Annotated in this window: 30 protein-coding genes and 2 pseudogenes; 19 read left to right on the top strand and 13 right to left on the bottom strand. The window is 66.2% G+C overall.

Going from position 1 to position 26514, the window contains the following annotated elements; translation table 11 throughout:
• Nucleotides 1-4: 4 nt before the first annotated feature.
• The 3 genes from OG405_RS10000 to OG405_RS09990 form a co-directional block, all read right to left on the bottom strand.
• Entirely contained in the window at nt 5-1195 is a 1191-nt protein-coding gene (locus OG405_RS10000; RefSeq protein ID WP_327151340.1) for a cation:proton antiporter, read from the bottom strand.
• Nucleotides 1196-1205: 10 nt separating this feature from the next.
• Entirely contained in the window at nt 1206-1688 is a 483-nt protein-coding gene (locus OG405_RS09995; protein ID WP_327151339.1) for a cation:proton antiporter regulatory subunit, read from the bottom strand.
• 129 nt (nt 1689-1817) lie between these two features.
• Nucleotides 1818-2669, bottom strand: a complete 852-nt coding sequence (locus OG405_RS09990; RefSeq protein ID WP_327151338.1) for a bifunctional 5,10-methylenetetrahydrofolate dehydrogenase/5,10-methenyltetrahydrofolate cyclohydrolase — start codon at nt 2667-2669, stop codon at nt 1818-1820.
• A 254-nt stretch (nt 2670-2923) separates the two neighbouring features.
• Here OG405_RS09990 and OG405_RS09985 point away from each other — a divergent pair, with 254 nt between their 5' ends.
• Nucleotides 2924-3802: a YdcF family protein gene (locus OG405_RS09985; RefSeq protein WP_327151337.1), complete on the top strand. Its 879-nt coding sequence runs from the start codon at nt 2924-2926 to the stop codon at nt 3800-3802.
• Between the two features lie 79 nt (nt 3803-3881).
• Here the strand turns inward: OG405_RS09985 and galT are convergent, their stop codons facing one another.
• Nucleotides 3882-5009: a galactose-1-phosphate uridylyltransferase gene (galT, locus tag OG405_RS09980; protein WP_327151336.1), complete on the bottom strand. Its 1128-nt coding sequence runs from the start codon at nt 5007-5009 to the stop codon at nt 3882-3884.
• A 611-nt stretch (nt 5010-5620) separates the two neighbouring features.
• On the opposite strand from galT, the gene OG405_RS09975 reads away from it, so the two are divergent.
• Together OG405_RS09975 and OG405_RS09970 are read left to right on the top strand one after the other, a co-directional pair.
• Complete coding sequence (locus OG405_RS09975; RefSeq protein WP_327151335.1) at nt 5621-6328, top strand: hypothetical protein; 708 nt, start codon at nt 5621-5623, stop codon at nt 6326-6328.
• Nucleotides 6325-6738, top strand: coding sequence for a hypothetical protein (locus OG405_RS09970; protein WP_327151334.1), 414 nt, complete (start codon nt 6325-6327; stop codon nt 6736-6738). Before OG405_RS09975 ends, OG405_RS09970 begins: the two co-directional genes overlap by 4 nt.
• Before the next feature lie 130 nt (nt 6739-6868).
• Here the strand turns inward: OG405_RS09970 and OG405_RS09965 are convergent, their stop codons facing one another.
• Nucleotides 6869-7507: a response regulator transcription factor gene (locus OG405_RS09965; protein ID WP_327151333.1), complete on the bottom strand. Its 639-nt coding sequence runs from the start codon at nt 7505-7507 to the stop codon at nt 6869-6871.
• A complete protein-coding gene (locus tag OG405_RS09960) occupies nt 7504-8724 on the bottom strand; it encodes a sensor histidine kinase (protein WP_327151332.1) in 1221 nt (406 codons plus the stop codon). Before OG405_RS09960 ends, OG405_RS09965 begins: the two co-directional genes overlap by 4 nt.
• Nucleotides 8725-8925: 201 nt before the next feature.
• On the opposite strand from OG405_RS09960, the gene OG405_RS09955 reads away from it, so the two are divergent.
• The 3 genes from OG405_RS09955 to OG405_RS09945 all read left to right on the top strand — a co-directional run bounded on the left by OG405_RS09955 (nt 8926) and on the right by OG405_RS09945 (nt 11210).
• Entirely contained in the window at nt 8926-9993 is a 1068-nt protein-coding gene (locus OG405_RS09955; RefSeq protein ID WP_327151331.1) for an ABC transporter permease, read from the top strand.
• On the top strand, nt 9990-10754 hold the full coding sequence (locus OG405_RS09950) for an ABC transporter ATP-binding protein (protein WP_327151330.1): 765 nt from the start codon (nt 9990-9992) through the stop codon (nt 10752-10754). Before OG405_RS09955 ends, OG405_RS09950 begins: the two co-directional genes overlap by 4 nt.
• 264 nt (nt 10755-11018) lie before the next feature.
• Nucleotides 11019-11210 carry an ATP dependent DNA ligase gene (locus tag OG405_RS09945; RefSeq protein WP_327151329.1) on the top strand — a complete coding sequence of 64 codons (192 nt, stop codon included), beginning with the start codon at nt 11019-11021 and terminating at the stop codon, nt 11208-11210.
• 523 nt (nt 11211-11733) lie between these two features.
• Here OG405_RS09945 and OG405_RS09940 read toward each other — a convergent pair.
• From OG405_RS09940 to OG405_RS09930, 3 genes are all read right to left on the bottom strand, one after another.
• On the bottom strand, nt 11734-12111 hold the full coding sequence (locus OG405_RS09940; RefSeq protein WP_327151328.1) for a hypothetical protein: 378 nt from the start codon (nt 12109-12111) through the stop codon (nt 11734-11736).
• Between the two features lie 289 nt (nt 12112-12400).
• The gene (locus OG405_RS09935; RefSeq protein ID WP_327151327.1) at nt 12401-12664 is read right to left on the bottom strand and encodes a hypothetical protein; all 264 of its coding nucleotides are present in this window, start codon (nt 12662-12664) and stop codon (nt 12401-12403) included.
• Nucleotides 12665-12674: 10 nt separating this feature from the next.
• On the bottom strand, nt 12675-13169 hold the full coding sequence (locus OG405_RS09930) for a hypothetical protein (RefSeq protein WP_327151326.1): 495 nt from the start codon (nt 13167-13169) through the stop codon (nt 12675-12677).
• A gap of 491 nt (nt 13170-13660) precedes the next feature.
• On the opposite strand from OG405_RS09930, the gene OG405_RS09925 reads away from it, so the two are divergent.
• Genes OG405_RS09925 through OG405_RS09910 form a run of 4 tightly spaced genes read left to right on the top strand, consistent with a single transcriptional unit; the run spans nt 13661 to nt 16198 of the window.
• Complete coding sequence (locus OG405_RS09925) at nt 13661-13984, top strand: WXG100 family type VII secretion target (RefSeq protein WP_327151325.1); 324 nt, start codon at nt 13661-13663, stop codon at nt 13982-13984.
• A 19-nt stretch (nt 13985-14003) separates the two neighbouring features.
• The gene (locus OG405_RS09920; RefSeq protein WP_327151324.1) at nt 14004-14339 is read left to right on the top strand and encodes a WXG100 family type VII secretion target; all 336 of its coding nucleotides are present in this window, start codon (nt 14004-14006) and stop codon (nt 14337-14339) included.
• On the top strand, nt 14336-15826 hold the full coding sequence (locus OG405_RS09915) for a hypothetical protein (protein WP_327151323.1): 1491 nt from the start codon (nt 14336-14338) through the stop codon (nt 15824-15826). Before OG405_RS09920 ends, OG405_RS09915 begins: the two co-directional genes overlap by 4 nt.
• Nucleotides 15827-15844: 18 nt before the next feature.
• Nucleotides 15845-16198: a hypothetical protein gene (locus OG405_RS09910; protein ID WP_327151322.1), complete on the top strand. Its 354-nt coding sequence runs from the start codon at nt 15845-15847 to the stop codon at nt 16196-16198.
• A 131-nt stretch (nt 16199-16329) separates the two neighbouring features.
• Here OG405_RS09910 and OG405_RS09905 read toward each other — a convergent pair.
• A pseudogene (locus tag OG405_RS09905) lies at nt 16330-16965 on the bottom strand (recombinase family protein).
• Nucleotides 16966-17166: 201 nt separating this feature from the next.
• On the opposite strand from OG405_RS09905, the gene OG405_RS09900 reads away from it, so the two are divergent.
• The 4 genes from OG405_RS09900 (at nt 17167) to OG405_RS09885 (ending at nt 20138) form a co-directional block, all read left to right on the top strand.
• Entirely contained in the window at nt 17167-18330 is a 1164-nt protein-coding gene (locus OG405_RS09900) for an IS30 family transposase (RefSeq protein ID WP_442790743.1), read from the top strand.
• Between the two features lie 133 nt (nt 18331-18463).
• Nucleotides 18464-19132: a VOC family protein gene (locus OG405_RS09895; RefSeq protein WP_327151320.1), complete on the top strand. Its 669-nt coding sequence runs from the start codon at nt 18464-18466 to the stop codon at nt 19130-19132.
• 251 nt (nt 19133-19383) lie between these two features.
• On the top strand, nt 19384-19839 hold the full coding sequence (locus OG405_RS09890) for a hypothetical protein (RefSeq protein WP_327151319.1): 456 nt from the start codon (nt 19384-19386) through the stop codon (nt 19837-19839).
• Nucleotides 19836-20138 carry a transcriptional regulator gene (locus OG405_RS09885; protein WP_327151318.1) on the top strand — a complete coding sequence of 101 codons (303 nt, stop codon included), beginning with the start codon at nt 19836-19838 and terminating at the stop codon, nt 20136-20138. The genes OG405_RS09890 and OG405_RS09885 overlap by 4 nt, the downstream gene beginning before the upstream one ends.
• 5 nt (nt 20139-20143) lie before the next feature.
• On the opposite strand, the gene OG405_RS29155 is transcribed toward OG405_RS09885, so the two are convergent.
• Nucleotides 20144-20545 carry an SUKH-3 domain-containing protein gene (locus tag OG405_RS29155; protein WP_442790742.1) on the bottom strand — a complete coding sequence of 134 codons (402 nt, stop codon included), beginning with the start codon at nt 20543-20545 and terminating at the stop codon, nt 20144-20146.
• Here OG405_RS29155 and OG405_RS09875 point away from each other — a divergent pair.
• Together OG405_RS09875 and OG405_RS09870 are read left to right on the top strand one after the other, a co-directional pair.
• Nucleotides 20504-21645, top strand: a pseudogene (locus tag OG405_RS09875) (transposase); the annotation flags it as partial. The gene OG405_RS29155 and the pseudogene OG405_RS09875 overlap by 42 nt on opposite strands.
• A gap of 213 nt (nt 21646-21858) precedes the next feature.
• Nucleotides 21859-22734: a hypothetical protein gene (locus tag OG405_RS09870; RefSeq protein WP_327151316.1), complete on the top strand. Its 876-nt coding sequence runs from the start codon at nt 21859-21861 to the stop codon at nt 22732-22734.
• 212 nt (nt 22735-22946) lie between these two features.
• Here the strand turns inward: OG405_RS09870 and OG405_RS09865 are convergent, their stop codons facing one another.
• Nucleotides 22947-23126 (bottom strand): hypothetical protein, encoded by a 180-nt coding sequence (locus OG405_RS09865; RefSeq protein WP_327151315.1) that lies wholly within the window; start codon nt 23124-23126, stop codon nt 22947-22949.
• Between the two features lie 460 nt (nt 23127-23586).
• Between OG405_RS09865 and OG405_RS09860 the strand changes: the two genes are divergently transcribed.
• The 3 genes from OG405_RS09860 to OG405_RS09850 all read left to right on the top strand — a co-directional run bounded on the left by OG405_RS09860 (nt 23587) and on the right by OG405_RS09850 (nt 25670).
• Complete coding sequence (locus OG405_RS09860; RefSeq protein ID WP_327151314.1) at nt 23587-23850, top strand: hypothetical protein; 264 nt, start codon at nt 23587-23589, stop codon at nt 23848-23850.
• A 315-nt stretch (nt 23851-24165) separates the two neighbouring features.
• Nucleotides 24166-24792 (top strand): NUDIX domain-containing protein, encoded by a 627-nt coding sequence (locus OG405_RS09855; RefSeq protein ID WP_327152289.1) that lies wholly within the window; start codon nt 24166-24168, stop codon nt 24790-24792.
• A 71-nt stretch (nt 24793-24863) separates the two neighbouring features.
• Nucleotides 24864-25670, top strand: a complete 807-nt coding sequence (locus tag OG405_RS09850) for a putative protein N(5)-glutamine methyltransferase (protein WP_327151313.1) — start codon at nt 24864-24866, stop codon at nt 25668-25670.
• Here the strand turns inward: OG405_RS09850 and OG405_RS09845 are convergent.
• The gene (locus OG405_RS09845) at nt 25654-26481 is read right to left on the bottom strand and encodes an SDR family NAD(P)-dependent oxidoreductase (RefSeq protein ID WP_327151312.1); all 828 of its coding nucleotides are present in this window, start codon (nt 26479-26481) and stop codon (nt 25654-25656) included. The two genes, OG405_RS09850 and OG405_RS09845, sit on opposite strands and share 17 nt — an antisense overlap.
• Between the last annotated feature and the right edge of the window lie 33 nt (nt 26482-26514).

Genomic DNA, 26514 nt, shown 5'->3' with positions numbered 1-26514 from the left:
CCTCTTATTCGTCGGCGGTGTCGGGTGCGGGCTTGGGCTGGCGGGTGACGATGCGCAACACCGGTTCCACCACACGCGCCGCGATCGGTCCGACCGAGGCCATCAGCAGGACATACGTCGTTGCCAGGGCGGCGAATTCGTCGGGTACCGCTCCCGCCGCTACTGCCAGACCCGCGATGACGATAGAGAATTCGCCGCGGGCCACCAGTGCCGCCCCGGCACGAGCGCGACCCAGCCGCGACGATCCGGCATGTGCGGCGGCCCACCAACCCGTGGCGATCTTGGTGACGGTGGTGACCACCGCGAGCAGGATCGCCCAACCCAGCACTGGCGGAATACTGGCCGGATCCGTAGTCAAGCCGAAGAGCACGAAGAACATGGCCGCGAACAGGTCCCGCAACGGCTCCAAGATCTTGGTCGCACTGTGCGCGGTGGTGTCGGAGATCGCGATGCCCAGCAGGAATGCCCCGACCGCCGCCGAAACCTGCAGCGCGGAGGCCACTCCCGCTATCAGCAACGCCGAGCCGAGCAGTTTGAGCAGGAAAATCTCGCGGTCTTCGCTGGCCACGATCGCGGATACGTATTTGCCGTAGCGGAAGGCGACCACGAGTACGACCGTCACCGCGAGCAACGCGATGCCCAGCGATTTCAGACCCGCCACGAATCCCAGACCTGCCAGCACCGCGGTCAGTACCGGCAGATAGGCGGCCATCGCGAGATCCTCGAAGACCAGGATCGACAGAATCACCGGGGTTTCCCGGTTTCCGAGCCGGCCCAGATCGTTGAGTACCTTGGCGATGATCCCGGAGGAGGAGATATAGGTGACCCCGGCCATCGCCAGGGCACCGGTGGGGCCGAGTCCCAGCAGTAATGCGACCACCACACCCGGTGTGGTGTTCAGGACCAGGTCCAGCAGGCCGGCCATCCAGGATCTTCGCATCCCGGTGAACAGTTCGGCCGCACTGTATTCCAGCCCGAGCAACAACAGCAGCAGGACCACACCGATCTCGCTGGCGAGGTGGATGAACTCATCGGCCTCGTGTAGCTCGAAGAAACCTCCTTCCCCGAATACCAAGCCGCCCACCAGATACAACGGGATAGGGGACATGCCGATCCGGGCCGCGATGCGTCCGAGCACTCCTAGCCCGAAAAACACCGCCCCCAGCTGGATCATTGCCAGCGTGGTCGCATTCATCGCTACAGGTTCAGCCGTCTTTCAGGATGTCCGCGGCATTGTCCAGACCATCCGAGGTCCCCACCACGATCAAAACGTCGCCGCCGGTGAACACGAAATCCGGGCCCGGTGCCGGCATCGCCTGACCGGCCCGCATCACGGCCACAATGGAGGCCTTGGTCCGGGTGCGCATCCGTGTCTCACCCAGGGTCCGCCCGTCGTAGGGCGAGTTCTCGCTGACCGGCAATTGCCGGGTGTTCACGCCGTCCATATCCCGGTGCTCATTACTCAGCTGACCCACCAGCTGCGGAGCGCCCAGGAGATTGGCCAGGGTGCCGGCCTCCGCCTCGGTCATCGGGATCTGAGTGGTGGCGTCGGGATCGCCGATCTTGGTGAAGATCAGGTCGATCGTTCCGTCCTTGTGGTCGACTACCCCGATTCGCCGGCGTACAGCGGTCAGCGGGAAATCCTTGCGTACACCTATTCCTGGCAACGGGGTCACTTCGACGTTCACGATGTCACCTTAACTCGACTTCGAGTGCGGACCGATAGCCGCACACACCCTAGCGCTACCCTGTGCGGCCCGGTCTCGAACCTCGGCAGCGCCCCGGATCGGCGCGGCGCCGCATTCGACCCGCGCGGATCACCGCGCCCGTTCGGCTGCGATCACGACGTGACGCATGAGCAACGCCGTGGTGACCGGTCCGACCCCGCCGGGTACCGGGCTCAGCCCGCCGGCGATACCCCGGACCGAGTCGGCGTCCACGTCACCGACGATCTTGCCATCGGCCGATTCGTTGGTGCCCACATCGATGACCACGGCTCCCTCGCGCACGTTCGCGCCGGTCACCAACCCGATCCGCCCCGCGGCGGCGACGACCACATCGGCGGCCGCGGTCACCGCGGGCAGGTCCACCGTGCGGGAATGGCAGACGGTGACCGTCGCGTTCTTCGCGAGCAGCAGATGCGCCAGCGGTTTGCCGACCACATTCGACCGTCCGACCACGGCTACCCGCCGCCCTTCCAGCGCGACTCCGTGATGCTCGAGCAACTCCACCACCGCCTCGGCGGTGGCCGGGGCGAAGCCGGCCGAGCCCGCGGCGAGCAGCCCGAGCGAAAGCGGGCTGACACCGTCGACGTCCTTGGTGGCGGCGATCGCCGGTGACACATCGTCGAGGGTCACGCCGACGGGCAGCGGTGTCTGCAGCATGATGGCGTCGGTTTCGGGGTCGGCGCTGCGCACCGACAGCTCGGTACGCAGTGTGTCGGCGGAGGCGTCCGCGCCGAGATCCACGGTATCGCAATCGATTCCGCGGTTGGCGGCCGATTTCTTCAGCGAGTTCACGTACCAGGCGCTGGCCGGATCGTCGTTGGCGACCACCAGCGCCAATCGCGGGGCTCGGCCCGCCCGCTCGGTGAGCGCCTTCACCCGCGCGGTGGTATCGGCGTTGATGGCGGCGGCGAGATCTTTCCCGGTCAGCGATGCGGTATCCACGGATGTTCACCTTAACGGTCACGCCCCGGAGGGACCCCACCCGCAACCCCGCGAACCACCGGGTACTAGTGTGTCGGTGGCGCCGATACGCCCCGCAGCGCCATAGCCAGCGGGTTCACGGGACATGCCCCCAATCGGACAGCCGCAAATACCGGGTTCCGGCCGAGACCGGACCTATGGTGGGTTGCCACAGACCGCACCGCAAGTTCACAAAAACGATCACCCGCCTCCACCCGTGGAAAGGTGTCGCCGTAGTGCACAATCGAAGAGGTTTGCAGTATCTGGTGGCGGTCACAGCCGTCGCTACGAGTATCACGCTCGCCGGTTTCACCGGCGCGCCGGCCCAGGCCAGTCCCGAAACGGACGCCCTCTACAACTCCGCTCAGCGCCATTTCACCGACGGTGACTCCACCGCCGGCCGAGCCGCGCTGCAAGATCTCATCGGTCGCGATCCCACCGATGCCGAGGCGCTGTCCCTGCAGGCGATCTGGTCCCATTACGCAGGCGATATCCCGGCCCTCAACGATGCGATGGGTCGCCTGCGTGCCGTCGACGGTGGACTGGCCGCAGGCACCGACAACGTGCTCCACGCGGTCAGCGCGGGTATCGCCACCCTCCCCAATCCGATTCCCGCGCTGGTCGGACCACAGACCGGCATCGTTGTCTTCGGCTTCGGGCTGCTCCCCGACGGCACACCCCGCCCCGAATTGGTCGAACGCCTGCAGGCTGCCTGGCTGCAGGCCATCGCCTCACCGTTCTCGCCGATCGTGGTCAGCGGCAACAATCCGAGCAACGGGATCACCGAGGCTCAGGCCATGGCCGGCTGGCTGATCGGCCGGGGTATCCCGGCCGAGCGGATCCATGTGGAGAACCGGGCCGGTTCGACGGTGCAGAATGCGCTGTTCAGCGCGGATATCCTGCACAGCGTCGGCGCCAACAGTGTGGTGGCGGTGACCTCACCGAACCATATCCGGCGCGCGGTGGCGGACCTGTACGTCGCCGGGATCCCCGTGGTGGGCGCCACCACCTCGCTCAACCAACTGGTCTCTCAGCTGCCCCCGCCGAGCAAACAGGCCCAGTACAGCATCTATCTCGACGCGACCCGGACGTTCCAGCTCAGCACCAGCCGCTGATCGACGTCCCGATCACCGTGCCGGGCTCGGCGCAACCGAGCCCGGCGCGGTGATCGGCATTTCTCGGAACTGTCGGGCATCACAGTCGGACCGACGCCACAGCCTCCCGGATCCGCGCCGCCGCCGCGTCCGGCGCGATATCGGCGATGAAGGCGCCCATCGCCGACTCCGACCCGGCCAGGTATTTGATCTTGTCCGTGCCGCGCCTGATCGAGGTCAGTTGTAAGTGCAGGCGTACTGCGTCACGACCGCTGTGGACCGGGGCCTGATGCCAGGCGGCGATATAGGGAGTCGGATCGTCGTAGAGGGCGTCGATCCCGCGCAGGAGCCGCAGATAGAGGGTCGACAGCTCATCCCGCTCCGCTTCATCGGTGGCCGCGAAGTCCGGGATCTGCCGATGCGGGAGCAGATGCACCTCGATCGGCCAGCGCGCCGCGAACGGTACGAACGCCGTCCACCGCTCCCCCACGAGCACGACCCGCCCGCCCGCACGCTCACTGTCCAGCACGTCCTGGAAGAGGTCCGGACCGAGCCTGCGCGCCGAATCGAGCAGCTGGACGGTCCGCGGTGTGACGTACGGGTAGGCGTAGATCTGGCCGTGTGGATGCGGCAGCGTGACGCCGATGGCCTTCCCCCGGTTCTCGAAGGGGAACACCTGCTGCACCCCGGGCAGGGCGGACAGTTCCGCGGTCCGATCGGCCCAGGCCTCGATCACCGTGCGGGCGCGGCTGGGTGTGAGGTCACCGAATGCCCCCTCGTGCGCCGGGCTGAAGCAGACCACCTCGCACCGCCCGACCGCCACCCGTTCCCGGCCGAATCCGATATCGGCGATATCGTCGGGCCCGGCCGGGGCCGGGGGCATGCCGGTCACCGCACCGGGCAGGGCGGGGCCGAAGGACGGGGACCGGTTCTCGAAGACCGCGACGTCGTACCGATCGGGTATCTCCGAAGGATTATCCGCCGTCTGCGGGGCGAGCGGGTCACGATCGGCCGGCGGTAGTACGACCCGGGTCTGCCGCGCGGCCGCGATGGATACCCACTCGCCGGTCAATACATCCTGGCGCATCACCGCGGTAGGTGGCCGGGGTTCCAGACGGCGGGTATCGATGCGGCGTTCGGGACCGAGCCGGGTATCGGCGTCGTCGAAGTAGATGAGATCCCGGCCGTCGGCCAGTTTCGCGGTGCGCTTCACGATGCGGGTGGCCACCTGATCACGATAGCCAGCCCGCGCGTACCCACCACCGATCCGCAGCCTCGGCGGGTCAGGGCGCGGCTCGATTCACCCTCTGTTGACTTCGGGTCGCGCCGAGGGACCGCCGATGGTCGATCGGCTGATCGATGCTGTTGGTGAGCACGGTGGACGCTGGGTTGTGCCGGTGCGCTGCGGGCGATGCGGCAAGCTGGCAAAGCGGTTGGGTACCTACAACGCGAAGGGTCTGCGGATCTGCGTGACCTGCGACAATCTCGCGCGCGGCAGCTTCGCGCCACGTGCGTGTGCGGTATGCGACCGCGTGCTGGTTCCGCGCTCATATGACTGCGAGGGTCGGCCACGCTGTGAGCTGCGCCCGCCCGATCCAGGCGTCGACCACGTGGAGGTGCTCTGTGATCTGATCATGGCGTTAGACCCAAGCGCTGACCGAGGCACGCTGGACATGCATCAAGACCGAACCCGCCTATTTCCGTGCCTGCACCGAATGTGCAAGGGTCACCCGGTTGCACCACTACGGTCTCTGTGCCGGATGTGCGGCACCGAGACGGCTCAACGTGTTGTTGGCAGGGCCTGACGGGTCGGTGCGCCCCGAGTTGAACCCGTTGTGTGTGGCGCTGAGCGCCAACAATCCGGTGACGCTGCTGAATTGGCTCCACCAGACCAGCACGGTGGCGATGCTCGGCAGGCTGGCCGTGGCAGAAGGAGCTATTACCCACGCACTTCTGGATCGACTCGTTCCCGCGGTGCCCGCTCGACATCTGCGCCAAGTCCTGATCGCGCACCGCCTGCTGCCCGAGCGCGATCGGCATCTGAGTCATTTGGAGCAGTGGTTCGAGACGAAGCTGACCGGATTAGGGGACGCCGACGAGGCGCGTGCGCTGCGCGGCTACTTGTCATGGACCCACCTGCGGCGGCTGCGCAACGCCGGAAAACCAACTACCCCCGGCGCCGTCGCTAGCATCCGAATGGAGATCAACAGCGCAATGATGTTGCTGGATTGGCTTCGGGCACGGGAACGGAAACGGAAACTTGCGAACTGTACCCAATCCGACATCGACGAATGGTGCATGAGCACCGGTCGAACATCCCATCGCGGTCGGCGATTCCTCGCATGGTGCGCCCAGCGCGGCCTGGTTGGCGATGTAGTGATCCCGGTAGCACCCGGTAGTGGTGCGCGCACCGTCTTCGAAAACGAGGACACGCGATGGCGGATCACGCGAGCGCTGCTCAACGATGCACCCTCGCGACCACCGATCGCGTGGCCGGTCTGCTGGCACTGCTCTATCGACAGGCGTTGTCGCGAATTGTGCGGTTGACCGTCGATGACGTCACCCACGACGATCACGCTGTCTTGCTTCGCCTCGGGCGGCTACCCGTGGCTCTTCCGGCTCCACTCGATGAACTCGTTCTCGAACTGGTCGACTCCCGCCGAGGCAAGGCGGCGTTGGGTCATACCGATGAGCATCGCTGGCTGTTCCCTGGCGGACTTCCCGCCCAACACCTGCACCCGACACCCTTGGGAAACCGCTTGCGGGCAATCGGTGTCCCCTCGCGCATCGGCCGAAACTCCGCGCTGATGGACAACGCCGCTGTGATGCCGACCAAGGTGCTCAGTGACCTGCTCGGGCTCTCGGTCACCGGCGCTGTGCGGTGGACCGCCCTCGCTGGCGTCCAAGGCGATGCCTACGCCGCAGAGATCATTTCGAGGACCCCGCCTACGGACTGATCGGCTGTCGGACAGACCTGCGCGCCTGCGCACCGGGCACAAGCCAGTTGGGCAGCCAATCATCCCGAGACGCTGGAAGGGCTCGATACCCGTCGCTTCGGCGGGCTTCGAGCGATCGCACGCCCTCGGATCAGCGGCGAATGAGCCCGAGTTCGGTGGCGGTGGCGACGGCGGCGGTGCGCGAGTCGACATCGAGCTTCGTGTAGATACGGGCCAAGTGGGACTTGACTGTGCCTTCGGTCAAGTGGAGCCGGTCGCCGATAGCATGGTTGGACAGGCCGTCGGCGACCAGGGTGAGGACTTCGGTCTCACGCCGGGTCAGGGCAGTTCCCGGCGTGCGTAGCCGGTTCATCAGCCGATCCGCGACGGCCGGGGCGAGAGTAGTGCGGCCGGTGGCCGCTGTGCGGACGGCGGCGGCCAGGTCCTCCGGTGGGGCGTCTTTGAGGAGGTAACCGGTCGCACCGGCCTCGATGGCCGGGAGGGTGTCGGCGTCGGTGTCATAGGTGGTGACGATCAGCACGCGAGGTGCGCCGGGGCGGGCGGAAATGACGGCGGTGGCCTCGGCGCCGTTCATGCCCGTGCCGAACTGAAGGTCCATGAGGACGACGTCGATGTCGCCTTGCGCGGCCCGAACGACGGCTTCCTCGGCCGTGGCGGCTTCGGCCACCACGGTGATGCCGTCTTCGGTTTCCAGTACGGCGCGCAACCCTGCCCGCACGACGGGATGGTCGTCGGCCAGGAGCAGGCGGATGGGGCTGCTGTCGGTCATGGGCGGGCCTCGGTCTTCGTCTCGGAAGAGGAGCTCAGGGGGAGCTGGGCGGCCAAAGCGGTGCCGTGGCCAGGGGTGGATTCGATGGTCAGTGTGCCGCCAAGGGCGTGCGCACGGGCACGCATGGCGGCCAGCCCGAACCCGCCTGCCTCCGGGTCGGGGGCGGGAAGCTGGTCGGGGTCGAAGCCACGTCCGTCGTCGACGATGTCCACGGCGACGCGGTCGTCGAGGTAGCTCAAGGTGACATCGGCGGTTGTGGCTTCCGCGTGGCGGACGGTATTGGCCAGCGCCGATTGGGCGACCCGCAGGAGCGCGACCTCGTGCGAGGTGGCAAGTGGAACGGGCTCGCCGGTGAGGTGGAAGCGCACGGTGATGCGGTGGCGGGCGCTGGTGGTGGCACACAAGCGCTCCAGGGCACCGGCGAGGGTTGTGCCCTCCAGCGCCGGCGGTGCGAGCGCGGCGACGAAACGGCGGGCCTCGGCGAGGTTGTCCACGGCGGCTTGCCGTGCCTGATCGACGTAGCGGGCGGCGTTCTCCGGTCGTCCCGGCAATGCGCGTTCGGCAGCACGCAACAGCAGTTGGATGCTGGACAGGCCCTGAGCGAGGGTGTCGTGGATCTCGCGAGCCAAGCGTTCACGTTCGGCCAGCACCCCGGCGGCGTGCTGTGCCGTGGCGAGATCGGCGCGCGTGGCGGTGAGCTCTTCGATAAGGTGCCTGCGCTGCTCGCTCTCCCGGTACAGCGCCTGATATCCCCACACCACCGCGACCGCCACGGCGGCGCCGAGGATCGGTCCGATCGCCATGGTGAGGCTGAACGCATTCTTGTGAACGGCGAAGCCAGCGACGGCCGCCGCCGCGGTGACCGTCACAGCGGCCAGTCCGGCGCGGCGGGACAGCAGGTGGAGCTGGAGAAAATACAGCGGGAACGCCACCCACACCCCCTCGGCAGACAGGGCAAGCAGCACCAACCAGCAGGCGCCCATCACGGTCAGCCACAGTGCGGCGACCCGCTGTGAGCGGCGCACGCAGGGGAGCGCAGGACCGGCCGCGTAGACCACGGCGCACACCACCGCAGTGATGGTGATCATCCCAGCCTGCGAGCGGTGATCGGCGAGGGCCCGGCCGACAGTCAGCGCAAGAAGAGCGACGATCAGTACATGCACGCACCAGGCCAGCACGCGGGTGGTTGGAGTCAGGGAGGGGGCAGGGATGTTCACAGTCCTTCCAGCTTATGGAGAAGTCCCCGCCCAAGCCTCTACCGAAAGTTACAACCGGCGCGCCGCCTTTCGGTGCGGCAAAAGCTGTCCTCGGCCAGATGCCAGGCAGGGGTCTGACAGCGAGAGTGGAGTCATACCGCCGCACCCGCGTCACATTCCATGAAAAGGCAGGCCAAAGCCGTGTTCGTTGCCTGGAGAGATTTGAAATTCGCCAAGGGGCGCTTCGCCCTGATGGGTACCGTCATCGTGTTGATCACCCTGCTGGTCGGGCTGCTGTCCGGGTTGACCGCCGGTCTGGAGCAGCAGAACATCTCCGCGATCACCGGTCTATCCGCGGATAAGATCGCCTTCGCCTCGCCCGGTGAGGGCGCGCAACTGTCGTACGCCAACTCCACCGTCACCGAAAAACAGTGGCAGCGGTGGGCCGACATGCCAGGCGTGAACAGCGCCGAACCACTGGGCATCACCACGACCAAGGCGAGCGCCGGCAACAAGAGCACCGGGGTCTCGGCTTTCGGCGTGCAGCCCGGCTCTGCACTCGCCCCCGAGACCAACAAGCTCGACGACCAAGCGGCAGTCTTGTCCAGCACCGCCGCCGACGACCTCGGTGTGACGACGGGCGACACCTTCACACTTGCCGGACAGAACATGACCGTCGCCGCGGTGAGCGGGGACGCCTTCTTCAGCCACACCCCGGTCATCTGGACCACTCTCGACACCTGGCGCAGCACCGCACCCCCCGCGGGCATGACCGACGGGCCGACCGCCACCGTCATCGCTCTGAACACCACCTCCGGCGCCGACCTCGGCGCCGCCGATGAGGCCGCCGGTACCGAAACGGTTTCCAGGGACGACTCCCTGTCCGCTATCGGATCCTATACCTCCGAAAACGGCTCCCTGCAGCTCATGCGGGGGTTCCTCTTCGCCATCTCCGCCCTTGTCATCGGCGCCTTCTTCACCGTCTGGACCATCCAGCGCAGTGGCGATGTCGCCGTCCTCAAAGCGCTGGGCGCCTCCACCTCCGATCTGCTCGAAGACGCCCTCGGCCAAGCCGTTGTCCTGCTGACCGGCGGCACCCTGATCGGCACCGGCATCGCCGCCGCCTTGGGCGCACTCGTGGCCGGCTCGACCGTGCCGTTCCTGCTCACCCCCGCCACCATCCTGATCCCGGCCGCCGTGATGATCGCGCTCGGCGCGCTCGGCGCCGCCCTTTCCATCCTCCGCATCACCTCCGTCGACCCACTGACCGCCCTGGGGAGCGCCCGATGAGCCTGAACCTGACCGACATCACCCTCACCTACCCTGACGGCGAAAACCGCCTCACCGCCCTGGACCAGGTCACCCTCGAGGTGCTCAACGGCACCTTGACCGCGGTCGCCGGCCCCTCCGGCTCCGGCAAGTCCAGTCTCCTCGCGGTCGCCGCCACCCTCATCACCCCCGATACTGGCACCGTGACCATCGATGGTCAGGCAACCACCGGCATGACCCGAGCAGAACTCACCGAACTGCGCCGCCATAAGATCGGCATCGTCTTCCAGCAGCCCAATCTGCTGCACTCCCTCACCGCCGCCGAACAGCTCCAGGTCATGGCCAAGATCGACGGCCGCAGACCTCGCACCGCCAAATGCCAGGCCATGGAGTTGCTCGACGCTGTCGGTCTGGCCGACTACGCGGATCGCCGGCCCCATCAGCTTTCCGGCGGCCAGCGCCAGCGTGTCAACATCGCCCGCGCCCTGATGAACAACCCCACTGTTCTCTTGGTCGACGAGCCCACCAGCGCCCTCGACCACGAACGCGGTGCCGCTGTGATCGAACTGATCACCCGCCTCACCCACCAGCAGGCCACCGCTACCGTCCTGGTCACCCACGACCGCTCGCACCTGACCGTCGTCGACCAGATCGCCGAAGTCCACGACGGCCGTCTTCATCTGCCCGCTACGCCCGCTCGGGGCAACCTTCACCAATACCCGGCCCGACCCGACCAGGCGGATCTCGTTAACCCGCTCCAGTACGCGAGCGAAGTCTGCTGATATCGCTGAGCGAGTTGCCCGTAGTGCCAGCCCCTTCGCTATGAGGTGGCGTCGATATCGCCGGACCCCATCCCCCGTGTTGTGATATCCCGCATTACCGGCAGCCGGGACCGGATCGGCGAACACCTCGTTCGGGTCGTTGATCCTGGCCGGCCACGACCCGGCGGGGCGTCTGGTGCATATCGGCAATATCGGCACCGGATTCACCCAGGCCGGGCGGCGGCGCTACGGGCTCGCCTCGACGAGATCGCGCGCACTGATCCGTTGTTCACGCTGACCCCGGGCCGGTTCGGGCGGGCCGGGGTGCCGCGGTGGGTGGATCCGGTGCTCGTCGGTGATATCGAGTACCGCGAGTACACCGGTGAGGGGTTGCGGCATCCGAGCTGGCGGGGTTTGCGTACCGACAAAGCTCCGGAGGAGGTCCGGATACCGGACGAGATCGGCCCCACGAGCTGACCAACGCTGCCGCCTCGCAGGAACTGACCCTGTTCGAGATGGCGACCAGCCCGTCGGCGGCCTGAACGCGAACCTCGGCCCTACAGCCGACCCCGCCTGCCGGTGAGCAGGACGATGAACAGCGGAACGGAGAGGTTGCGGGGCCAGTCGATCTCGGCCAGGTCCGGGTCGGCGGTCAACAGCAGCATCGTGTCGACCTCCCCCGGGTCTCGGCGTAGCGCACGAGCTGATCCTGCACGTCCTGAGAGGCCGCTGCCGGGCCATGCGCTCACCACCTGGTATGCGACCCTGATACGTGAGAACCGGCCAGCTACGCACTGGCCGGTTCTCGTTTCGTTCGGGGATCTCAGGCGTTCAGCTTCCAGAACCAGGGTGCTTCTTCGTGCCGGAGCGGGTCGCGCGGTCGCCCACTATCCACCAGGATGTCGTCGACCTGGCGGCTTATTTCGGGGTCGCCCGGTTCGGACCACATGGCGATGGGTTCGACCGCGAATCGTGTTCTTCGTTTCGGCGCGCCGAGTCGTCAGGCGAACTCCGGATCGGCCAGCCGCACTACGCGGTCGGCGACAGGGTCGAAACCGAGCACCGGGGGTGGGGAGCCGCCCTCTGCGCTCATGAACACCGGTTTTCCCAGCCGCCGGCCGATAGCGCACAGGAAGCCACACAGGGTGTCCACTCCCGCCTGCCCCTGCAACTGGCGGAGGTCGACGTCGAAGTCGATCTCCGTGGCAGACCACGGACGAAAGATCACCAGCACAGTCGGCACGGGCCAGACACACAGCTGAGCCATCTCCGCATCAGCAGGACGCGACAAGACCTCCGCGGCGGACGGCAGCCGCCGCGCGATGTCGCCCTCGGAGTACTCCCATGTCGGTCGAAGAAGTTCTTGACCTCGTGCCATAGTAAATCCGCCATCCTGGCATGCTGCCAGCCGACTTATCTGAGCGCAGCTCGATTTTTTGACTCCTGGGCCGACACAGCCGAAACCCGACGCGCAGTGACGTCGAGCTTCACGATCAAGACAGTGCCGCGCGAACCCGGTGCCACGACAGTAGTCGCCGATGAATGCATTCCAGCTCAGTAACGATCGGTCCGTGCTGACTACCGGCTCCTGCACACAGGTCGCCGCGTCGGTGACGTCTTCCTCCACGCAACACCGCTGATCACTACCCCCAAGCTGACCGAGGGCTCTAGATAACCGGGGTCATCTCCGGGAAGCCTTCGGCCAGGACCTCATCGGGAGTGATCTCGTCGAGACGTTCGCGACGGACCGTGAGCACCCGCACGTCCACGATGCGTACCAGCGGTTCCCCGCGGCGCCGGCCCATTACCTTGCGGCACAGGGTCAGCCGGTCACCGGGGCGTAGGACGTGCCAGCCCATGCGGCGGGTGACGGTCTTGCTGCGGGCCCTGACCTGCGGTTCGGTCAGGGCCACCGACATCGGTCTTGCCATGACGCACCCACTACCCGGCGGTGGGGTCGGGGTAGCGGCCGGCCAGGTCGGCGCGGGCTCGGGTGCAGATCGCGCCGTATTCCTCGTCGGTCAGATCGATGGCGAACTGCATTGCGCCGAGTACGTCTTCGAGGCTGTGCACCGTGGGCGCGTCCTCGCGGCGGCGTATCCCCTGCATGTACTGCTCCAGGTACTCCATGGCCTCGTCCTGGTCGCCACGCCACAAATACGCGAACACATGGCCGAAGGCATCGCCGATGTGCAGCATCTTCCCCTCGGAATCCCAGCTCTTGGGTTCGCTCTCGACCAGCCAGGTGAAGTACGTGTCGAGCAGGCCCTGGCGGACCCGTGGCGGCATCTCCGCCGATACCCCCATCAGCACCGCCTCCGGCTTGCGGTGCTGGCCCACGTACACGCGGCGCCCGGGTTTGGCGGCCACGTCTTTGATCAGCTTGGTCACCGCAGCGCGGAATTCGCTCACGGGCAACACGTTCGAGAAGGTCATATCCCCACAGCACCCGTTCTGTACAGAAATATGTACAAGTTGATGGACGTATTTCTGTACAGACGGAGGGGCCGTCGTACTCGGTGGTGACAGGCGTGCGACCCTGACATGCGAGAACCGGCCAGGTAGCTTCTACTGCGGCCGGTCGACGGTGGTGGAGACCACATCGAGGAGGTGGTCCGGAGCGCAATATGCGACTCGTTGACGTGGGATTACCTTCCGGCACCGCCGGTCTCGCCGGGGTGTCTCGAAACCTTCCTAGCTGCTTCACCTCGCCGAAAGGTCACCTGACGTTGATGGTCGGTCGCTTAGACCGGCACCAATACCATGCGAAAAGTACTGGTAGGACGGGATTTCTTGGATGCCGGCGGCGCGTGGAGGGTATGGGGCTGCGGGTGATCGGCTTCTGGGTGGAACCGAGGCGGTGTGCGTTGCGTCGAGGTATTTGCGAGGATCTGTATCCGTATGGCTCGACTCGAAGAGGACCGGTGATGGCACCCGAACCGATTACCGCGGATGCCACTGCCATGGCCGACGCCGCAACATTCCTCCGGCAGATCGCCTCCACGATCGGTGACGGTTTCCGGCGCATGGACGCTGAGATAGACGGCATGACCTACTGGGGCGGCCCTGCCGCGCAGGCGTTCACCACGGGATGGCAGGAGGCCAGCGCGGGCGCGGTGACCCTGCTGTCCTCGCTGGAGTCCATGGCCGACCTACTGGGCGTGCAGAGCAGTGAATTCGCCTCGGTGGATGAGAATCTGGCCACCGACTTGGCTGATACCGGGCCGCGCCCGAGCTCGCTCAACATCTGATCAACAGGGGGATCCCGAAATGTCGCGGCATCACGTCGACACAGAGGCGCTCGACGCGCTCAATGCACAGTTGCGTGGTCTGCTCGGTTTTACCGAGGACCAGATGGTGCAGATTCAGCAGCGCATGAACGTGCTGCACAACGGCGGTGGTGAGGCTTCGCCGTGGAGCGGGGAAACTGCGGGCGCCGCCCGCGCTGCCATGGACACGTGGACTACCGGCGCGCAGCAGATACGCGACGGTTTAGCGAAGATGGAGGCAGCCTCCAAGAACGCTCACGACTCCTACACCACCGCGTTCGCCGCGATCCTGGCCCGCCTCGACCGTGGCCCCGCTCCCGAAAGCGGTCCGCAGTGACGGTGGCCGACGTCGACACCGATGTCTACAACCAGGCTGCCACCGCGTTACTCGACGCCGCCGACAACTTCCTTGCCGCAGTGGATGCGCACTGGCCGAAACTCGCTGACGCCGGCACGAACATGTGCGGGTCCTACGAGGAGGCACGCACCTGGGCCGCCGGCTACGACACCAAGGCCAACGACTTGCTCGTCCAGGTGAAGATGCTGGCCAACAACGTCAACGGCTACGGCAACGTGGTGCGCGAACTGGGCTGGATGCATGCTCTGGCCGACCACAACGCCACCATGACTCCCAGCCCGGCACCGGATGCTCCGGCCGCTAAGCCGCTGAACCTAGCCGTTGGGTGCCGGCCCCCGCTGCCCACAGCCGGTGGGCCGGGAAACGGGCTGGTAGAGGGCGCGATCGGGCTACTGGAAGAAATCGGGATCGTGGTCCCCGACGGAGACGCCGACAAGTTATGGACCGTCGCCGCGATCTGGCGCGATATCGGCGCCGACCCGGTAGTCGCCGATTTCGCCGCCGAAATCGACCGCGTGGCGAACATGTTCGCTCCGATCACCGCTCCCGAACTCGACCACATCGACGACGATCTGAAAGCGCTGTCCGCTGCAGCCGCCGTCACGGTGAGCGGGTTCGGTCAGATGGTTACCACGACCACCGAACACCATGACGAACTCGAAGCGATGCGCAAGGAGATCGAAGGACTCCTCATCCAGTTCGTCATCGACACCGGTGTCGAGATGGCGATCACCGGTGCGGTGACCATCGCCGCGTCGTTCATCACCTTCGGTGCCGCGGGCCCGATCGGCGTCGCGATCGGCGCGTCGCGCGTGGCAGCTCTGTGCGCCAAGTACGGCCCCAAGATCCGGCCGTTCATCGCGATTTTCAAAGCCCGCGGGCTGGGCCGCGGGTTCAAAGACATCCCGGACTGGTCCACCCACAAGCAGCGCATGGACCAGATCTGGGAAATGATCAACAAGAAGGCCCCCGGCGGGACCCGGCCCACTTCGACGAACTGGTCACTGACCCCAGATGATGTGAAAGCCCTGCAAACCGGGCAGATGAAATACGACCAGAACGGGGTGACGATCAACCAGAAGCTCTATCGCGGTGAACCGTTGACCCCCGAAGAGCTACAGCAGAAAAACGCCCTGGACGAGGCGCTGGGCAAACTGCCTCCGCATCAGGGGCCGGTCGTGCGGCACATCAACTTGTCCGAGGACCAACTGGCCCGCTACCAGCCAGGGCAGCCGGTCACCGAGCACGGCTGGCCGTCCTCCTCCCTGAAACCTGACGGCACGGACCCCACGTTCGCCGGGAATCAGAACGTGGAATTTCAGATCGTGTCCAAGACCGGGGCCCCGGTCGGGGAGTACTCCGGCCTCGACGATGAGGTGCTGTTCAAGTCCGGGACCCAGTTCTTTGTGCACAACAAGGTCCCCGGACCGAACGGCACAACCATCATCCAGATGGCCGAAATCTAGGAGAAAGAGAAGATCCCAATGGTCGAACCACCCACCGGCCGCCCCCGCCAGGAAGGGGCCGGCGAGCGCCACCCGCAGATCCCCAGCTCCGCCGAACAGACCCGCGCGCAAGCCACGCTCGACCAGTTCAACGCCGAACTTCGCGCCGCAGAACAGGCTCGCGCTACCGACCCGCCACCGTTCGACCCCGTCCGAGCCGAACGGTGGCGTCAGCGTGGCGATGTCATGGGTACCGACCCTTATCCCGATCACCTGTACGACGGAGCCGGAAACATCGTCTACACCCGCCGACTGGACGGCTGGTACGACAACGATGACATCCGCCGATTCGATCTGGTGATGCGCCCGGTCGGTAGCCCCGGCGCGCAGTGACCCCATAACGCCAATGGTCCAGACGCGCAGGCCGACGTAGGCGGTCGCACGTGACGTGTGGTGACGGTCGGTCGCCGGTAGCCACCGACCGTGTCTACCTGGAGTACACCCCAGTCTGGTCGCTCGCGGGGTCACCCCTTCCTGGTCAGCTCGGGTACGTACTTGTACAGCGTGGTCCGAGATATCCCGAGTAACCGCGCGACCGAGGACACCGACTCATCCGGTCGGGTCAGCAGTGCGCGGGCCTGGCGGACCTGCTCCTCGCTCATGGCCGGTGGCCGCCCGAGGCGCTGCCCGCGGGCCCGGGCGGCAGCGAGGCCCTCGTGGGTGCCGTCGACGATGAGTTCGCGGATGAATTCGGCAAGGGCAGCGAAGACGTGGAACACCAACCGGCCGCCGGGGGTGGTGGTGTCCAGGGATTCGTGCAGAGACCGGAACCCGATACCGCGGCGCCGTAGATCGGCCACGATCGTGATCAGATCCTACAAGGAGCGGCCGAGCCGGTCCAGCGACGCCACGACGAGAGTGTCGCCGGCGCGCATGTAGCCCAGGCACTTCGCGAGTTCTTCGCGCTCGACGTCCTTGCCCGACTTCTTGTCCGCGTAGGTCTTGCGGCACCCGGCCGCCTTCAGCGCACGCAGTTGCCGGTCGAGGTTCTGATCGCGAGTGGACACGCGGGCGTACCCGATCAGTGCTCCTCCCCCGCCGATCGGATCCAGGGCATCGCCGTCGAGGGAAAGCGGTTCGAGCGTATCGGTATCCGTCACCCCGAATCGTACACAAAAGGGTGGTTGCGAGTTGTTGAACAAGCAGACTTTACGACATGTTTTTTGAACAGTTGCCGTTTTCGACCGACCTGGGCGTTCGGGTGCCGGAGCCCGTTTCGGCCTTAGTGTTCAAAAAACGATCTTGGGCTCAACTGGTCACTGCATCACCGCATGGATGATCATGTCGGCGTGGAGGGTTCGGTGCGGGACTACGGGTTGTCACCTGCTGGTCAGGACGAGTTATGGACACGATGGCGGGCAGGTGAGTCGCTCAGTTCGATGTCGCGGTCGCTCGGTATTCCGCTGCAGCACGTGCGCCGGTTCCTCGCCCAGACCGGAGGAGTCCGAAAACGACCCCGAGCTCGGCAAAGCCGACATCTGACACTCACCGAGCGCGAGGAGATCTCGCGAGGCCTGGCCATGGGCTGCTCAGCACGAACGATCGCGGTGTCGCTGGGGCGCTCACCTTCGACGATCTCGCGTGAGATCGCCCGCAACGGCGGCCAGAGCACTTACCGGGCTGCGGCTGCTGACCAGCTGGCCTTTCAGCGAGCGCGGCGCCCGAAGCCGGCCAAGCTCGCGGCCCGCCCACACTTGCGGGTGCTGGTGGAGGACAAGCTCAAGTCTCTGTGGTCGCCCGAGCAGATCGCCGGATGGCTGCGCCGGCACTTCCCCGACAACCCGTCGATGCGGATCTCGCACGAAGCGATCTATCTGGCATTGTTCGACCCGCGCCGCAAGGCGATCGATCGCACCCTGACGCAGCGGTTGCGCACCGGACGTCCGATGCGACACCCGAAACGGGCCCGCAAGCCTGACGGGCGCGGCGTGATCCGGGAACTCGTGCCCATCAGTGAACGACCTGCCGAGGTCGAAACCCGCCAAGTCGCCGGCCACTGGGAAGGTGATCTGGTGATGGGCTCGCGGCCGTCGGCGATCGCCACGCTGGTGGAGCGGACCAGCCGATTCACGGTCCTGGTGGCGCTGCCCGACGGCATCAAAGCCGAGCAGGTCACACCACATCTGACACGGTTCCTCCTCGGGCTGCCCGCATCGATACGCCGGACCCTGACCTGGGACCGCGGCCGCGAGATCGCCGGCCACCAAACCATCACGGCGGCGACGCAGACACCGATCTACCTCTGCAAGCCCCGCAGTCCCTGGCAGCGCGGCACCAACGAGAACACCAATCGGCTGCTGCGCCAATATCTACCCAAGAGCACTGACCTGCGTCGATTCGACCAGACCGATCTCGATGCCATCGCCTGCGAACTCAATCACCGGCCCCGCAGGATCCATGGATACCGCAGCCCTGCCGAGGTTTACGCTGAACATCTGAGCAGCGGTGATGCGCTGACCCTTTGAGATCGCCATCATTTGATGAACAGGTTGCGTCTCGCGACATCCGGTCGGCGATGAGCTTCTGCGATGCTTACAGGTTGTGAGTGCGCAGCCTTCTGTAGATCTGGTCCCCCGACCTGACGGGACATTCTGCTGGGTGGACCTGAAGACACAAGATCCGAATGCGGCGGCAGCTTTCTTCGAAGCCGCGCTGGGCTGGACTGTCGAGATCGACCAGGACTCGTGGCGGCGGGCCACCGTCATCCGGGTCGGCGAGCACCGCATCGGCGGTCTCAGTGACGTGACCGCAGCTATTTATCCGCCCGGGACACCGGCGCACATCGCCTGCTACCTGGCGGTCGACGAAGTGGACGCGCGGGTCGCGGCCGCGGTCGAGGCCGGCGCCCGACTATTGGTAGCGCCCTTCGATGCCGGAGACGACGGCCGGATCGCGACACTGATCGATCCGTTCGGCGCGCCAGTGTCGCTGTGGCGGCGGGCACCACAGAGGGGCTGGACGCATCCGCGGGCGACCAGGGCAGCACCGCGGCGATTACAACATCTGAGCGCAGACCCACTAGCCGCCGCCGAGTTCTACCAGCGCAGCCTCGGAATGACCGATCCCGACACCGATTTCACCGGGCTCACAGAGGCGAACACGGTGCCGGACTGGCGCCTGATCATCGCCGTTGACTCCGTCACCGAGGTTCAACGGCGAGCCGGCGAGCCGCCCGGCAGAACTGGGCGGGTGGATCCCGTAGACGACCAGGGCGTGGCTGCCGCTCTCACCGCACCCGATGGCCTCACCCTCTCCATCGAGAGCTGACTTCGGGAACCAGTCTCGCAGCGGACCGAGGATGGAGCATCCGAGATACTGCATCTTCCCGGTGTCCAAAAAGAGGGTGATTCTGGACGGAACCTCGGTCGGATACATCTATGACCAGCGATTATCTTGCCTATCAATGTTCAAGAACACATCATTTTTTGAACATTCGAGGCGCTTCAGTCAACCCGTGAGAGATTCGGCCATACGTCAACTGATTTCCAAATGGAAACCAGTTGACGTATGTTCATCCCATGCAGGACGCCCAAACACCGCAGCAGGCGCTGGACATCGCCCGCACCACCACTCGGCACGCACGCGAGGCCGCCGCGCCTTCCGGCTGGATACCTTTCGCGGCCGGTGCGTTCGGAGGGCTCACTGCGGTGCTGACCAGCACGGCATTCGGCGACGGCGCGAGCAACCCGGCCATTTGGGTCGGCGCGATCGTCTCCGGCTCGGTGTTCGTTGCGCTGGTGTGGTGGCTTTCGCGCACCGCGCGGGCGCGTGGGATAGTTCCACGCTCGTTGACGGAGCAGCCTGTTGTGCAATGGAAACAGAGTCTGCTGCTGGTGCTGCCGCCGCTGCTCATAGGTGCGGTGGCCGCACTGGGTGTGGACAGCGGCTGGTGGCGGCTAGTAACGGGAGTGGTCCTTGGCGGATGGCTGTGGTTCGGACTATCACGACGGTGGCCTGTGCAATGGAAGAAGTGAACGAGCTGTTCGCTTCCCTGCCGCGGCTGAAGCTAGTCGCTTTTCTCGACGGATGCGACGAAGCCGAGTTCCTGAGGGTCGCCGAACTCTGCGAGCTGAACAAGTCCACGCTGTCGAAGGCGATGACCGTGCTGGAGGCCGCCGGCTACCTCACCGTCACTAAGGGATACGCCGGTCGCAAACCGAAAACCTGGCTCGCCCTCACCCACCCGGGCCGTATCGCCTACCACGCCCACCTCGCCGCACTCACCGCGCTCACGCGCAAGGCCAGTGAGACCACACAGCAGGCCGACCGTTGACCAACTCATACCTCACCGGCACCCGCCACGGTCGTCCGCCGTCCAATCGGCGCAGTGTTCAGAATACGGGCAATGATGGACATCAGGTCTGCTGTGAATATCGCTGACCAGCGATATTCACAGCACAGCTCGCCATGTTCGTCCAAGCCGAGGAAGAAGCGGCCGTGGTCGAGTTCCCCCAGTGGAAAGCGGTGGCGGCCGATCTCCTCGCCCCATTCGCCGAAGCGGTCGTCTTCGCCTTCGCCCAGCGCAAGCAGTGGGTGGAGTTGAATGCTTCCCGCGTGCTGGTGATCCCGGGTCCGCCGCTGCCCACCGTCAGCCCGCCGAACTCGCGCAGGAAATCCTCGGCGGCGGAATGAATGTGAAAGCTGGACAAACGTACCGGCTACCTGGACTGTGTCACCCACGCCGGCGGCAAGCAGACCCGCACCCCGGAATTCGAACGCAACCTGATCGCGGTGCTCCTGGCGCACTCGACGAACCTGGGATTGACCTGGATGGCGCAGGCCTGCGGCATCACTTTCGACATCCTGTCCTGGACCGCGAATGGTATGTGCGCGGGGAGACCCTGCGCGCGGCCAACCTCGCACTGATCGACTATCACCAACGCCTACCGCTGACCGCGGTGTTCGGTGCGGGCACGTTGTCTTCGAGCGACGGGCAGCGCTCCCCCACGCGCGGCAAGTCGAGCACCGCGCGGGCGATGAGCCGCTGCTTCACCGAGCAGGGCCTGTCAACCTATACCCACGTCACCGATCAGCACGCCACCTACGGCACCAAGGTGATCGTCGCGACCAAACGCGAAGCCCACTACGTGCTCGACGAGATCCTGGGCAACGCAACGGATCTGCCGATCACCGAGCACGCCACCGACACTCACGGGGTGGCCTGGTGAACTTCGGCCTGTTCGATCTGCTGGGGATGCAGCTCTCCCCGCGGATCCGGGATCTGGGCCGGATCACCCTGTACCGGCCAGCCCCACGCACCGAGGCCGAGGCCCGGTTCCCGCACGCGGGGGCGTTGATGACGCGTAAGGCGAACCTGGAGTTGATCGCCGAGCACTGGGACGATCTGCTGCGGCTGGCAGGGTCGCTGAAGTTCGGGCACGCCACCGCTTCCCTGCTGGTCGGCAAGCTCTCGGCCTCGGGCCGCCAGAACACCCTGGCCGCGGCGCTCGAGGAGTACGGGGCGGTGCGGCGCACGATCTACGCCGCGAAATACCTCTCGGATCCGGACTATCGGCGCAAGATCTCCCGCCAGCTCAACAAGGGCGAATCGTTGCACGCGCGGCGCCGCGACCTGCTCTGCGCCCACGAGGGCATGATCCGGCGCCCGCCACCTCGAGGACCAAGCCGAGCAAGCCTGGTGCCTGACATTGGCGACCAACGCGGTAATCGCTTGGACCACAATGTATTACGGGATCGCGGTCGAGCAGATGCGTCGGGCCGGGCAGCGGATCGACGACGAGGTCTTGGCCCACATCAGCCCGGCGCACAGCGCCTACATCACCCCGGGTGCCGGCGCTGAGGGTGCGCGACACCCTCTTCTAGCCTCGCCACGGTGCCCAGAGTGACTCTCATCGACATCCTGTAAGCCGACGAGCGACTGCTCAAACCGTGCCGGAGGACTGGCTAGTGAGATCGCGCGTGCTTCCGATGAGCGACAGCGCTTTGACCTTTCGAAAAGCCTGCATCACCATCACCTTGGCAGAATCGCCGCTGTGAGCAGCATCCGTACCACCCCGCCGCGCCCGATAGACATCGCCGCGGTCGTTCCCGGACTCGTCCCGCTGGCACGCCCGGCGATGCGATTGCATCCCCGACCCGGTTCTCCGTCACCACACGACAGTTCGGTCGGAGGCCCACTGCTGTGGCCCGCCGACTACCCCTGGCCGTACTGCGACAAGTGGCACGAGGGCCCGGCCTGGCCGCTGGTGCCGGTAGCTCAGCTGTATGCACGCGATGTAGCGCTGCTACGCCCACCCGGACGAGCCGACCTGCTCCAGGTGCTGTGGTGTCCCTCCGAGCAGCATCCGCCGCACTACAGGCCTCCGACCGAGCTGTTCTGGCGAACCGCCGCCGAGGTCACCGACATCCTCACCGCGCCCCCCACGCCGCCCGTGTCCGACTACGGCTATGTGCCGGAGCCGTGCGTGCTCGCACCGGAGCAAATCACCGAATACCCCAACTTTTTGGATTTGAGCGAGCAGCTGCGAGCGCAGCTGGCGGACCGGAGCGCATTCGAGGCGGCCGGGGTCGTGGTGGACGATTACTATGCGAAGGCCTGGGAGGAGTTCTACATCAACGAGTTGTCCATCGCTCCCGGCTGGAAGGTCGGTGGCTGGCCCCGGTGGGGACTCACCGATCCCATCCCCCGGTTCTGTATCGACTGTGGCGCCGCGATGACCCCGCTGCTGACGATCGACTCGTGCGAATGGGACGGCAGCACCGGCAGTTGGATCCCGTACGAGGATCAAGCCCTCGGTGATGCCCGCGTGGCCAACCCTGCCAAGGTTACGATTTCCAGGGGCTACGGACTACAGCTCTACGTCTGCTCGAAGGTTCCGGCCCATTCACACACCGACCTGTTCCAGTGAGCCATTACTGAGTCCTCCGCGATGCGCGGTAGGTAACGGCGCGGGCTCTACCTTCGTCGTGCACGCTGCTTCGAACGCTCTCTCCTGCCGCATACCGCGCGCTCGTGAAGGTCCGTATCTGCTCGGTTGGTGGGTGAGATCGGTTGCGAATCAGGACATCCGCACATGCCAGCGGGCGCGAACACGGTGATCGACTCCGTGGGCAACGGTCTTCACCAGATCAGAGGGATTGCCGCCTGGCCCACGAGGTAGCCGATGACCACCGCGGCCGCGCCACCGAGCAGCACCACGAGCCAGGACTTGCCGCGCCACCGAAGTGTCACGACCACGAGGGTGGTGAGCACGAGAATTCCGATGAGCAAAGCTACGGCAGGTGCGTGATCAGCGTACATAGGGTAGCTATCTGCGTGATTGGAATCCATGATGCTCGAATCGGTTCATCGGGAGTCGATGTTTCACCGAGCAGGCTAGCTGGCCAGGAGATCATGGCCACATTGGCTACGCCCAGCCGAGGTGGGCGCTCGTATCGCGACCGGCGCGTTCGGACATCCGCATCTGCCGCTGCGCGCGATGCGGTGGGTCAGAAACGAACGTTCGAGTCCCACACCCGGCCCAGCGCACCGGGTGTATGAACCTCTAGGTCGACGAGGCCGGGCGGGCGCCACCATACCTTCGCCCAGTTCGGGTCCGGTTCCTTCTCTGGGGTGCCCACCCTGCTCTCCGAGCATGTGCTGGTGGAGCCCTTGGCCTTGGCCGAGGAGGCAGCGCGACTCGCCCGGCTGGGCGTCGCGGATCCGCTCTCGCTGCTGTCGGTCGACGAGCGCACACGACCACGAGCCTGTCGAGGCACTCGTGGATGCCTATCGCGAATTCGGCGCGGCGGTGCGGATCACTGGCCGGGACAAACTACGGCGGTTCGCGCGGCGCGGCCGAGTGGTGTTCGAGGGCGTGGACGGGTTGGTGGTCAACCATCTGGAAATATCCGCCGGTGCGCAGGCGGCCACGGCTTACGCCACCCGGGACGGCGTCCGGACCGCACTCGAACCGGGCATCTGGCAGGACCTGGCTCATCAGACGGCATTGACCGAATTCCTCACCACTGCCACGCCGCTGTAAACCGAACTCCCGGCCGACGCGGCCGGCTGGCTGGAACGCCACCTCGACGTCCCGGTGGTACTCCCCGCATCCGGCCCGGCCCGGAACGCCCGGCGGCAACCGCAGCACTCGATGCGCTCCTGCGCCAGGGGAGGCCCGCTGTTCCGGTCCCGACTGCTGCCGCGGCGCCGGACCGGACAACGTGATGGAATGCCGCGTCGTCTACCGCCGACACGCGCTCCGGGCGTTCAATCTTTTGAGAATGAAATTCTCTATTGCAAGAACGACAATTCCCTTTGTCTGGGCCCCAGCGCCGGATACGGCAGTATGGGGGTTGTGGACCAATCGGCGGTATCGGTGGATGTCGTGGCGTTGCGGTTCTGGGCCGACGACGCCGCGGCTACTTTCGGAATAGCGGCACGCCCGCACGAGCCCTTCACCGGGCGCGTGGCGTTACCCGGCGTGCTGCTCGGTCGCGGTGAACGCCTCGCCGAGGCGGCACGCCGGGCCGTGCGAACCAAACTCGGGGTACCGGCCGAGGCCATCGGCCCGGTCGGACAGCTGGCGACCTTCGACGAGCCGAATCGCGACCCGCGCGGACCGACCCTGTCGATCGTCATGTGGGCGGTGACCGGACCCCACGCCGGAACCGCGCACTGGGTGTCCTTCGACAGTCCACCCGCGCTGGCCTTCGATCACAACAGCATCGCGCGCGCTGCGCGCGGACTGCTGACGGGACTGCTCTGGAAAGATCTCCCGCTGACCAGGGCGCTGCTCGGCGACGAGTTCCCGGCGACCCGCGCGGTCGATCTCGCCACCTCCCTGCTGGGCGCCCGGCCCGACGCCGCGAACCTCAACCGGACCCTCTCGGGCATACCTGGGTTGTCCAAGACCGAGGAACGCCGCCGCACCAAGGCCACCGGCCGGCCGGCCGCCGTCTGGGCATTCGATACCGGACAATAGGCCGGCACGGACTTCGCCGACACCGCCGTATTTCCGGTGCACGCGGTGACCACAGTCGCCAGACTGTGCCCATGACCGCATTCGACACCGTCGAGATCACCCGGCAGCTGCGCGCCGCCGGATGTGTGTTCGCCGAGGACGAGGCCCGGTTACTGACCGACGCGGCAGCTTCAGACGCGGAACTGGCGAGGCTGCTGGCACGCCGGATCGCGGGCACCCCGCTGGAGCATCTCCTCGGATGGGCACAGTTCCGTGGAATCCGGGTCGGCGTCCGGGACGGCGTGTTCGTACCGCGCCGGCGCTCGGCCCTGATGGTGGACGAGGCGCTCGAGCTGGCCGCCGTCCATCCGGTGCGTACGGTAGTCGACCTGTGCTGCGGCTCGGGGGCACTCGGTCTGGCCCTACTCACCGCACTCGGTACGCGCGCGGCGGAATTGGTGGCCACCGATATCGACCCCGTCGCAGTGACCTGTGCTCGAGAGAACGTGGCGGCGGTCGGCGGGCACGTCCATCGAGGCGATCTGTTCGACGCGGTACCGGACACACTGCGCGGCCGGATCGATATCCTGCTCGCCAATACGCCCTACGTCCCGTCCGACCTGATCGCACGGCTCCCCCCGGAAGCGCGCGACCACGAACCCCCGGCCGCCCTCGACGGCGGACCCGACGGACTGGACCTGGCGCGGCGCACCGCAGCGGGCGCGGCCGGATGGCTTGCGCCGGGCGGCAGTCTCCTGGTCGAGATAGGCGTCGATCAGATCCCGGCCGCCACCGAACTGCTCATCGGCAGTGGGCTCATCGCCCGGATCGCCCGCGCACCGGACCTCGGCGCCACCGTGGCCGTCGGCCGCCGACCGGTGGCTACTTCCGACCGGTGAACTCGTCCATCGAGTGGTATACCCCAACCTTGTTCAGGAACAGATCGCGTAGTTTGATCGGCAATACCCCGGACAGCGCCTTGTTGAGCCGCGAGGTCCACGGCAGGATCACGAGCGGCGTGCCCTTCTTCATCTCGGTCCAGGACGTATCGACGACCTTGTGCTGGTCCAGGATCGGAGTGAGCCAGAAACCCTTGGCGCCTTCGAACATCCCGGTATCGATATAGGTCGGGCATACCGTGGTGACCTTCACGTGGCCGTGACCGGCCTGTTCGAGTTCGATTCGCACCGAATCCGACCAACCCAGCGCCGCCCATTTCGACGCCGCGTACACGCTCATCCGCGGGTTGTGCACCAACCCGGCCGAGGAGGAGATGGTGAGCACCCGGGCCTCGGTGGTCCCGGCGACCATCGCCGGCAGGAATTCCAGGGTCACATACATCGGCGCCATCGAATTGATCGCCATGGTCTTGTCGATATCGTCGCGGTCCTCGGTTTCCCAGAAGTAGGTGTTACCGCGGACGATGCCGGCATTGTTGACCAGGACATCGATAGCCCCGACATCGACGCGTACCGACGCGGCGACCGCGGCGACCGCGGCGCCGTCGGAAACGTCGACCGCGTAGGGGTGCACGGTGCCACCGGCGGCGGTCAGCTCGGCCGCGGTCTCCCGCAGCGCGGTGTCGTCGATATCCCACAGCACCACGGCGGCGGCGCCCTCGCGCACCGCGCGGGCGGCGAACAATTTGCCCAGGCCCATGGCGGCCCCGGTGATCAGCACCTTCTTACCGGCCACGGTTTCCAGTTTCATCGGTTTCGAATCCTTGTCGTCGCAGAGGAGCTG

It is taken from the genome of Nocardia sp. NBC_01329, assembly GCF_035956715.1.
Taxonomy (GTDB): domain Bacteria; phylum Actinomycetota; class Actinomycetes; order Mycobacteriales; family Mycobacteriaceae; genus Nocardia.
The sequence above is the reverse complement of the archived record's forward strand: the minus strand, read 5'-3'. Positions and strand labels throughout refer to the sequence as shown.

Bases quoted from the DNA above. Each gene is read 5' to 3' on its own strand.
- OG405_RS09925 (WP_327151325.1), top strand. From the start codon at position 13,661: ATGGCACCCGAACCGATTACCGCGGATGCCACTGCCATGGCCGACGCC.
- OG405_RS09935 (WP_327151327.1), bottom strand. From the start codon at position 12,664: ATGGCAAGACCGATGTCGGTGGCCCTGACCGAACCGCAGGTCAGGGCC.
- OG405_RS09865 (WP_327151315.1), bottom strand. From the start codon at position 23,126: ATGTACGCTGATCACGCACCTGCCGTAGCTTTGCTCATCGGAATTCTC.
- OG405_RS09965 (WP_327151333.1), bottom strand. From the start codon at position 7,507: ATGACCGACAGCAGCCCCATCCGCCTGCTCCTGGCCGACGACCATCCC.
- OG405_RS09930 (WP_327151326.1), bottom strand. From the start codon at position 13,169: ATGACCTTCTCGAACGTGTTGCCCGTGAGCGAATTCCGCGCTGCGGTG.
- OG405_RS09910 (WP_327151322.1), top strand. From the start codon at position 15,845: ATGGTCGAACCACCCACCGGCCGCCCCCGCCAGGAAGGGGCCGGCGAG.
- OG405_RS10000 (WP_327151340.1), bottom strand. From the start codon at position 1,195: ATGAATGCGACCACGCTGGCAATGATCCAGCTGGGGGCGGTGTTTTTC.
- OG405_RS09940 (WP_327151328.1), bottom strand. From the start codon at position 12,111: ATGGCACGAGGTCAAGAACTTCTTCGACCGACATGGGAGTACTCCGAG.
- OG405_RS09890 (WP_327151319.1), top strand. From the start codon at position 19,384: ATGCAGGACGCCCAAACACCGCAGCAGGCGCTGGACATCGCCCGCACC.
- OG405_RS09950 (WP_327151330.1), top strand. From the start codon at position 9,990: ATGAGCCTGAACCTGACCGACATCACCCTCACCTACCCTGACGGCGAA.
- OG405_RS09845 (WP_327151312.1), bottom strand. From the start codon at position 26,481: ATGAAACTGGAAACCGTGGCCGGTAAGAAGGTGCTGATCACCGGGGCC.
- OG405_RS09850 (WP_327151313.1), top strand. From the start codon at position 24,864: ATGACCGCATTCGACACCGTCGAGATCACCCGGCAGCTGCGCGCCGCC.
- OG405_RS09920 (WP_327151324.1), top strand. From the start codon at position 14,004: ATGTCGCGGCATCACGTCGACACAGAGGCGCTCGACGCGCTCAATGCA.